This window comes from Natronomonas sp. (assembly GCF_046710025.1).
In the GTDB taxonomy this organism is placed as follows: Archaea; Halobacteriota; Halobacteria; order Halobacteriales; family Haloarculaceae; genus Natronomonas.
Genome location: NZ_JBKEGK010000106.1, coordinates 1 through 8,529, shown reverse-complemented (window position 1 = coordinate 8,529; position 8,529 = coordinate 1). Strand labels below are relative to the sequence as shown.

The 8,529-nt window shown below is 65.4% G+C and carries 10 protein-coding genes; 8 read left to right on the top strand and 2 right to left on the bottom strand.

The window, feature by feature from the left end; translation table 11 throughout:
• Together ACI944_RS08540 and ACI944_RS08535 are read left to right on the top strand one after the other, a co-directional pair.
• The coding region (locus tag ACI944_RS08540; RefSeq protein WP_411718633.1) for an adenosylcobinamide amidohydrolase at nt 1-648 on the top strand (648 nt) is incomplete at its 5' end.
• A 36-nt stretch (nt 649-684) separates the two neighbouring features.
• A complete protein-coding gene (locus ACI944_RS08535; protein WP_411718632.1) occupies nt 685-1,368 on the top strand; it encodes a helix-turn-helix domain-containing protein in 684 nt (227 codons plus the stop codon).
• Nucleotides 1,369-1,549: 181 nt separating this feature from the next.
• Here the strand turns inward: ACI944_RS08535 and ACI944_RS08530 are convergent, their stop codons facing one another.
• On the bottom strand, nt 1,550-2,773 hold the full coding sequence (locus ACI944_RS08530) for a CynX/NimT family MFS transporter (RefSeq protein ID WP_411718631.1): 1,224 nt from the start codon (nt 2,771-2,773) through the stop codon (nt 1,550-1,552).
• An 89-nt stretch (nt 2,774-2,862) separates the two neighbouring features.
• On the opposite strand from ACI944_RS08530, the gene ACI944_RS08525 reads away from it, so the two are divergent.
• The 5 genes from ACI944_RS08525 (at nt 2,863) to ACI944_RS08505 (ending at nt 6,936) form a co-directional block, all read left to right on the top strand.
• Nucleotides 2,863-3,042, top strand: a complete 180-nt coding sequence (locus ACI944_RS08525; protein ID WP_411718630.1) for a hypothetical protein — start codon at nt 2,863-2,865, stop codon at nt 3,040-3,042.
• 115 nt (nt 3,043-3,157) lie between these two features.
• Nucleotides 3,158-4,219 carry an ABC transporter substrate-binding protein gene (locus tag ACI944_RS08520; protein WP_411718629.1) on the top strand — a complete coding sequence of 354 codons (1,062 nt, stop codon included), beginning with the start codon at nt 3,158-3,160 and terminating at the stop codon, nt 4,217-4,219.
• Complete coding sequence (locus ACI944_RS08515; protein WP_411718628.1) at nt 4,216-5,307, top strand: ABC transporter ATP-binding protein; 1,092 nt, start codon at nt 4,216-4,218, stop codon at nt 5,305-5,307. The genes ACI944_RS08520 and ACI944_RS08515 overlap by 4 nt, the downstream gene beginning before the upstream one ends.
• Nucleotides 5,294-6,136, top strand: a complete 843-nt coding sequence (locus ACI944_RS08510; protein WP_411718627.1) for an ABC transporter permease — start codon at nt 5,294-5,296, stop codon at nt 6,134-6,136. Before ACI944_RS08515 ends, ACI944_RS08510 begins: the two co-directional genes overlap by 14 nt.
• Complete coding sequence (locus tag ACI944_RS08505) at nt 6,130-6,936, top strand: ABC transporter permease (RefSeq protein ID WP_411718626.1); 807 nt, start codon at nt 6,130-6,132, stop codon at nt 6,934-6,936. Before ACI944_RS08510 ends, ACI944_RS08505 begins: the two co-directional genes overlap by 7 nt.
• A 51-nt stretch (nt 6,937-6,987) precedes the next feature.
• On the opposite strand, the gene ACI944_RS08500 is transcribed toward ACI944_RS08505, so the two are convergent.
• Nucleotides 6,988-7,437 carry a hypothetical protein gene (locus ACI944_RS08500; protein WP_411718625.1) on the bottom strand — a complete coding sequence of 150 codons (450 nt, stop codon included), beginning with the start codon at nt 7,435-7,437 and terminating at the stop codon, nt 6,988-6,990.
• Nucleotides 7,438-7,559: 122 nt separating this feature from the next.
• On the opposite strand from ACI944_RS08500, the gene ACI944_RS08495 reads away from it, so the two are divergent.
• Nucleotides 7,560-8,381, top strand: coding sequence for a DUF6517 family protein (locus ACI944_RS08495; protein WP_411718624.1), 822 nt, complete (start codon nt 7,560-7,562; stop codon nt 8,379-8,381).
• Nucleotides 8,382-8,529: the final 148 nt, after the last annotated feature.

Genomic DNA, 8,529 nt, shown 5'->3' with positions numbered 1-8,529 from the left:
AACGGCTTCGACGGCGGGTACGCGACGGCCCGAGCCGCCCACAATCTCACCGTTCCGGAGGGGTTTGGGCGCACGGACCTCGCGGGGTACGCGACCGAGCGGCTCGGGTCGGTCCCCGAGGGGCCAACGCTTCTGACCGGCGTTCGGCAGACGAACGCCAGGGGGGCTCGGTACGGGCCGGTCGAGGCGGTCGTGACCGCAGGGCTGTCGAACCCCGCTTTGCTGCCGGCGGGTGATAACAGCCGGCGGGTTGACGGCCGGGACGGCGATATCGACGCGGACGCATTCCCCGACGACGCGTTTCGCCCCGGGACGGTCAACATCTTCGTCGGGTCGACGGAGCCGCTCTCGGACGGCGGGCTGGCCGGACTCCTCGCCACGATCGTCGAGGCGAAGGCGGGGACGCTTCTTGGCCGCGCCGGCTGCACCGGGACGACGAGCGATGCAGTTGCTGTCGGGTGTCCGGCTGTAGAGGACGGGACGGCGTTCGCGGGGAGCGCGACAGCCGTCGGCAACGCGGCCCGCGTCTGTGTCAGAGACGCACTCGGGGCCGCGGTCGGGGCCCGATACGACGCGGGGCCGCCGGACCCCCACGAGGCCGAGCATGCGACCGTCACCTCGGGCAAGGCGACCCGCTTCAGGCCGTAGGGACTGTTTTATTCCTTCGGAAGTCTGTCCTCCGGTATGCGCGAACTCGTCGTCGTCGTCGAGCATCCGCCGGGGGCGAACCCGGTCGCTGACCTGCTCGCCGACTATCCCGACGCGAGGCTTCGGTCGTCGGCGTGTCACGTCACCGAGACGAGCCTCTGGCGGGTCGACCACGCGAGCGGCCCCGAGGCCGCGCTGGATCGACTTGAGGACATGGCCGGCGCGCGGTACTTCACCGACTGTCTGGTTCGGGACGGCTGCGACGGCGACTGGGAGACGACGGTCCTCGATCAATCCGCCGGATCGCTCGTGTTGTACTCCTACTGGGAGCGGACTGACGACTGCGACTCGATCCCACATCTCGCCCGCGACCGCTTTGGCGACGGAGTCGTCCTCGAGGAGACGTGGCGCGGGCGAACGCAACGCTGGCGGGTGCTCGCACCCGATGGCCCCGTCGGTTCGTTCGTCGAGGCGGTTCAGGCAATCGCCGACGCCGATGTGCGCTTCGAACGCGTTTCAGACCCCGAACGAGAGGTGACAGCGGACCTACCGCCCGAGCAGGCCGACGCGCTCGCCGCCGCGGTTGAGGCCGGCTACTACGAAACACCGAGAGAGGTTGAGGCGTACGAACTCGCCGAGCGCCTCGACGTTCCGGGGTCGACGTTCGCCTACCGTCTCCGTTGCGCGGAGGCCTGGCTGGCGAAGCGGTACGTGGAGTAGCGCCGGCCGGGGCGTCCGGTCCTGACCCGATGGTTCGCTCTCCTGTTCGTGTTCATTTATACGTAGCTGAGCGGACGGATCGCCGACATCGTTGATGAAACCCCCCGCGAACTTATAACCAGTCGGCCGAGTGTCCTCGCTCATTTAAATACATCCCCGTCAAATAGCGGTTCGATCACGATCACAACTCGCTCATTGACGCCCCCGCGCCGACGGTAACGAGGGCCGCGATCGCACACAGCGCGAGCCCGGGTGCGAACGACCCCGTCGCGTCCCGAAGCGCGCCGACGACGACGGGACCGAGGAAGCCCCCGATCTCCCCGATCGCGAAGACGAGCCCGACCGCAGTCCCGGTCAGCGCCGGGCCGATCCCCTCGATTTCCACTGGGATCGCACGGATCAGCGGCGAGAGCCCACCCACGCCGATCCCGACCGAGATGACCGGGAGCACGAGCAACAGCGCGAGCGTCGGGGTAAAAAAGAGCCCGAGAACGCCGACGCAGGCGACGGCGCCGCAGCCAACCAGCGCCTCACGGGTTACCCCGAAGCGTTCGGCGACCACCGGCACGGCGAGAACCCCCGTGATCTGACCGCCCACCAAGACGGCAGTGACTCCGCCGGCGAGCCCCGGAGCGATCCCGCGAGCCTCGAACAGCGTGACGAGCCACCCCTGAAGCCCGTGCACGACGAACAGGTACGCCGCCCCGAGGAGAACCAACAATCGGAGATCCCGGTGGGCGAAGACGGCGCGAACGTCACCCGATAGCGATGCGAGCGCGAACCCCCCGCTTTCGCCGGCCCCATCATCCGGGTCGTGACGACCAGCCGGAACGAACCACGCCAAGAGCGCCCACGCGCCGGCGAGCGCGACCATCACGGCCCCGCTCGCGAGAAACAGCGGCCGCCAGCCGCCGAGGGCGGGGCCGAGCACCGATCGCCCCGCCGCGAACACTGTTGCACTCCCCGCGTATGACGCGAGGAGATACACCGACGCTGCCCGACCGACAAACGCCGGCGGGTAGAGTTCGGCGGCGAGTTTCGGGAGCCCGAACGTGATCCCCGTCGCGCCGACGCCCATCAGGAGCGTCAGCGCGAGCATCGACGGAAACCCGCCCGCGCTCGCCCGACCGAACTGCCCGAGGCCCGCGAGCGCGATCCCGACGCCGATGCCGGTTCGGGCACCGATGCGATCAACGACGAGCCCGCTCAGGAGGCCGAGCGGGATGTACGTCAGCGGGATCGCACCGGCCAGCACGCCCGCCTGCGTTCCGCTCAACCCCAGCGCGTCGGTGACAGATGAGAGATACGCCGGCAGTGAGAACCACACGAACAACAGCGCGCCGTACCCGATCCCTCCGACAGAGAGGAGGGCGGCGTTTTCGACCGTTGTCGGCCGGCGTGTCATCGCCTCGCCGTTCGCGGCAGCCGCGTATATGTGCTGTCGTCTACCGGCGTCGCCGACAGGTCCGTATTCGCTCGGCCACAACCCCCGGTATGGCCTCGACGTACACGTGCGATGGCTGTGGAGCGACGCTGGGCGCGGTCGAGGATCTGACGCGGGAATCGACGATGACGGGCCGGTCGTGGTACTGCGGGTACTGCCGGACGCCGGTGCCGTCGGTCGTCGCCGAACGTCTCGCACACCGCCGCGACGGGTCGCCGACGGATCGATGAACGCTAGCACTGACATGTCGCTGGTACTGCCAGGCCGAGTGTTCTGTAGACGACCGCTGAAATTGGCGGTTTCCATCGATTTATACCCTCCGAGCGCGTTATTAACATTATAACTATGAACGCATCCCGTCGTGCGTTTCTGAGCGGTGCCGGTGCCACACTGGGGACGGGGATCGCCGGGTGTCTCGAACTCGGCGGCGGATCGGACACGCTCCGTATCATCGACTGGGGATACGTGTACAACGACGGTGTCATCGAGGAGTTCGAAAACAGACACGGCGTGACCGTTGAACGACAGTCCGCACAGGGGTCCGCGGAGACGCTGTCGCAACTCCGAGCCGGGCGCGCCGACTACGATATCGCGCCGCTCGGTAACTACGCGGTGAAGCCGGCGATGGACGAGGAGTTGATTCAGCCGATCGACCTCGATCAGGTGCCGTCGTACGAGGACATCTTCGACTTTTTGAAAAAGGATTACTTCGAGAGCGACGGACAGGTATACGGCGTCCCCCGGAGCTTCGGACAGACGCCGCTCGCAGTCAACACCGACATCGTTGACCGCGAGATTACGGCGCTCGCTGATCTGTGGGACGACGACCTGTCGGGGGTCGCCGGGGGCCGCGACGACGCACGGCTTCAGGTGTTGTACCGGAATGCGGCCACCGGGACAGAGCTGAACCCATCCTCGGAAGCCGACATCGACATTGAGGCGCTCCGTGCGGATCTGATTGATAGATTGAACAACACGGCTGGACTCTGGGGTAACGGCGGCGAGTCCGAGCAACTGCTCCGCACGGAGACGGTCGGCGTCCAGCCGGTGTGGAACTACGTCATCCAGGCGATGAAAGACGATGGGCTGCCGGTCGAACGGGTGTTCCCCGAGGAGGGGACGAAAGCGTGGTTCATCCAGCATACGATCCGCGCCGGGGCCGAAAATCCGGAGCTCGCGCACACGTTCATCGAGGAGTGGCAAAGCGAGATGGGGTATCGGTCGCTGATGGAGCCGAACAACATTGCGGTACCCAACGAGAGGGTCTTCGAGGAGCAGAATATCGACAGAACGGTTCTCGGCCTCGACACCCCTGACCAGTTCATATACGAGGAACCGAAGCCGCCGGAACTCATCGAGACGTACAGTCGGACGTGGAGCGAGGCAAAGACCGAATCCGGCGGATGACGGCGACCGCAGCGCTCGAAGTCGAGGGGTTGTCGAAGTCCTTCGGCGACGTTGCGGCGGTCGACGACGTTCACCTTCGGATCGACGGCTCGGAGTTTCTCGGGTTGGTCGGCCCCTCAGGGTGTGGAAAGACGACGACACTCCGGATGCTGGCCGGGCTTGAGCGACCGGACACCGGCGTCGTTCGGATCGGTGGCAAACCGGCGACGGACCTGCCGCCCCGCTCACGGGATACGAACATCGTTTTTCAGGATCTGGTCCTGTTTCCGCACATGAGCGTCGCCGAGAACATCGGATATGGTCTTGCACGGCAGGGTATCGATGGCGACAAGCGCCGCCGTCGTGTCAACGAAGCCCTCGAATTGGTTTCACTTCCGTCCTACGGCGACCGGGATCCAGCGGCGTTGTCCGGCGGTCAAAAACAGCGCGTCGCGTTGGCCCGGGCTTTGGTAAACGATCCGACGGTGTTGTTGCTCGACGAACCGCTGTCGTCGCTCGACCGAGCGCTCAGAGAGGAGATGCAATCGGAGTTGAAACGGATCCAACGTGAGTCCGGGACGGCGTTTCTGTACGTTACGCACGATCAAGAAAGCGCGATGAGCATGTCCGACCGGATCGGCGTCATGCGCGAGGGGCGCATCGTCGACATCGGCACTCCGGAGGAGCTGTACGGTCGGCCGAAGACACAGTTTGTCGCCGATTTCCTCGGGGGCGCGACAACGCTCCGCGGCGATGTTACCGCTGTCGACGGCGATCGTGCGGCTGTCGAGACAGCGCTTGGCGGGTTCGAAGCCGCCGCCGGCCGGAGCGATCCGTCGGTCGGCGAGACGGTTACGGTCGTCGTTCGTCCCGAATCGGTATCCGTCGGCGAGGGACCCTTCTCGGGAACCGTTCGGCGGCTAGCGTACAAGGGATTTTATCGACAGGTGACGGTTGAAACGGGTGACGGCGGGACGCTTGCGGCACGAACAGCGGTCGGCAGCCGGACGACTCCCGACCGCCCTGCGGGCGGGGGCGGCATGGCTACCGGCGATCGTATCCGGTTTGCTATCGACCGAGCAGTCATAGTGGACGATGAGGACGAGTGAACGCAGAGGGGGAGTCCGAGACGCCCTGATCGCGAGTGGGCCGGTCACGATCGCGGTGTTGCTCGGCATTCTCCCGGTCGCGATACTCCTCGTCGAGAGTGTCGCCCCGGGGCCATCCATCGACAACTACGTTACGGCGACGACGCCGCTGTACCGGACGAGCCTCATATACTCGCTCGGGATGGGTGTGGCAGCGACTGTCACGTGTCTCGTCGTTGCGTATCCCGTGACGTACTGGCTCGCGCATCGGTGTCCAGCCAGCATCAGGCTACCGGCGCTCATCGCGCTCACGCTGCCGTTGTGGCTCAACTACGTTGTCCTCAATTACACGTGGGTGTGGATCCTCGCGCGCGGCGGCATCCTGAACAGACTGCTCGTCGCCACCGGGGCCGTCAGCGAACCGCTCGGACTGTTGTTCAGCGATCTCTCGGTGTTTATAGGATTCATCTATATATATCTCCCCTACGTCGTGTTGACGCTGTACGTTTCGATGGAGCGACTCGACGGGCGGTTGATCGAGGCCGCGCGGGATCTCGGGGCGACGAACCGGCGGGTCGTCGTCGACGTGGTCCTTCCACGGACGTTCCCGGGGGCGGTCGCCGGCGCGATCGTCGTCTATGCCCGGATCGCCGGCGCGTACACGACGCCGGAGATACTCGGCGGCCCCGGAGACGTGATGATCGCGACGCTCGTCGTGGAGGCGTTCGAACAGTTCTCTGCTCTCGGGTTGGCTGCCGCCCTCTCGATGGTCTTCCTGTTAATCGTCGTCGTTGGGTTCGTTCTCGGGGCTCAATTGCCGCCGGTCAGACGAGAGTTGAAACGATGGTGACCCGGCTCGACCGATTGCTCGTTCGGGGTGCCGGCCGTTTTCCGGGGGCGGTCGTCGCGGTGACGTTTTGTTTCCTGTATCTTCCCGTCGTCGTCGTCGGATACCTGTCTCTATCGCCCGGTGCCCAGCCGACAATCCCACTCGATGGGTTCTCGCTGCGGTGGTACGGCGAGGTGTTCGCCGATCGTCGCTTCGTCAGGAGTATGCTCACGAGCCTCGGTCTCGGCGTCTTCGCCGCCGTGTTCGGGACCACCCTTGGGTTGGCCGCGGCCTACACCCTCGTCCGCAGTCGGCTCCGCGCATCCGTTCGTGGCGCGATCGGTGCCGTCATCGCGCTTCCGCTGTTCGTGCCCACGGTGGTCGTCGCCTTCGGAATCGGGATCACCGCCAACCGCCTCGGCATCGGGTTCGGCCTGCTCCCGGTCGCGCTCGGGCACCTGTTCTGGGTGCTCCCGTTCAGCACGTTCCTCATCGCGGCCCGGTACGGTGAACTGGATCCGGCGTTTTCTGAGGCCGCCCGCGACCTCGGCGCCGATCGGGTGGCAGTTTTTCGAACCGTAACGCTCCCACTACTGTTGCCGGCCCTTGTCGCCAGCGCGTTGTTTTGTTTTGCCCTGTCGTTTAACGAGTTCCTCATTACGTTCTTTTTATCCGGATCGGGAACGACGACGGTCCCGCTCGAAATATTCGGGAAGGTTCGCGTCGGCGCGACGTCATTTCTCAACGCCGCGAGCGTCATTGTCCTCATCATCGGCGCGCTCGCCGCCGGCACCGCCTCGGCGATCCGCGAGCCGACCTGACCCGGTCGGAGCCAGCGACACCGGCGTGCAGTCTCTCGGGGCGGTTGTCGCTCACCCGTTCCGATCGGTGACCAGCGAGAGCCGATACGGGTCCCCCCGAAACCGGGCGTCCGTCTCGATGTCAGCGGGGAGTTCGACCCCAGCGTGTGCTTCAATCATCTCGCCGAGTTCCGCCAACCCTGGTGAAGCCCCGGTTTCGCCCGCGTCGGGGTGCCAAGATACACAGCGCTCGACGTGTTCGTCCTCGATGGCGGTTTCGACAACGACGACCGCCTCGGCCGAAAGCCGTTCGGGGTTGAGGACGAGCGGCGACTGGACGGCACTCACCGGCCGCAACGACAGCCGAACCGTCGCGCCACGACAGTCGGCACCGGGATCGGAGATGCACCCGGCCAGAGGAAGAGTCACCGCGAGCAGACAGACGCCGCGGCGGGTCGACCGAATGCTGGCGTCGCGGGCCGCTGTCGGTGGTCGCGTGGCCGAGCGCGCTGTGTCCACCATTAGCTGCATACCGGGCTATTCGCCCTCAATTTAAAAGGGCGTTCTGATTCCGGGGCGTATACCGACGTTTCGAGCCGTGAGTCCGATCGAACCGCTATGCCGTCGCCGCATCGAGTAATGCTATGCACTATCGGACACTTGGGGTGGTGGCGTTTTGTGTGATTCTCGCGGGCTGTTCGGGGCTGCCGTTTGGCGAGGACGCTCTCAGGTTCGAGTCCGGTGAGACCCTCGGCGAGAACAGCTCTCTCGACGAGGAGGGGTACGAACGCCACTACGAGGAGACACAGACGATCAACGAGACAGTGAGCGTCGGCGAGGGCGACGGGAACGAGACGCAGGTCGTCATTCGAAACCACATGGCGCAGTACGGGCCGGAAAGCGACCGCCCAGCGGGTATCGAGACGGTACAACTCGGGGTCATAACGACGCCGGCGGTACGTATCGCCGGTCGGAGTCTGAACCCGTTGTTGACCGGCGATCACGAGCGGGTGTTTCGTTACCTCCCTGAGACCAACTCACAGGGGTTCGAGCAGTACGGCAACTACACCATCGAGCCGTTCGACGAACCGGTGAACGTCACCGTCATGGCGACCGAAGCCGAGGCCGGCGAGACACCCGAAGCGTTCCTCCACCTCATGCGAGCGCCACACCCGGACACCGGCGATACGGTCATCGCGTACGGGCTATATCCGGCCGAGGCAGACGCGGCAAACTCGATCGCGCGGTTGTTCTTGTCGCTCGAGTACACCCCGCCGTCAGAAGTCGCGGACGGCGACTCAACCGGGGACGGTAACTCGGCTGAGAACGGGGACGGCGACTCCGACGCGGGCGGAACGCCGGGGGGCGGTTCGACCGGAAACGGAACCTCAGGGGGCGAGCCAGACGGGAACGGTGGCTCCGATGGAGGGTTCGGCCCGGAACTGCCGTTTTCGGTGCAAAGCTAGGCGGACACAACGATTTGACGCATGGGGCGATGATAACGAGTATAGCGCACAGAGCACGCGAGGCAACGATCTCGGGATTAACCCATCCGCCTCCGGATCAACTGAACAGGCGCTTGAGCCGCCCCAACAATCCACCGAGCGTCCCACT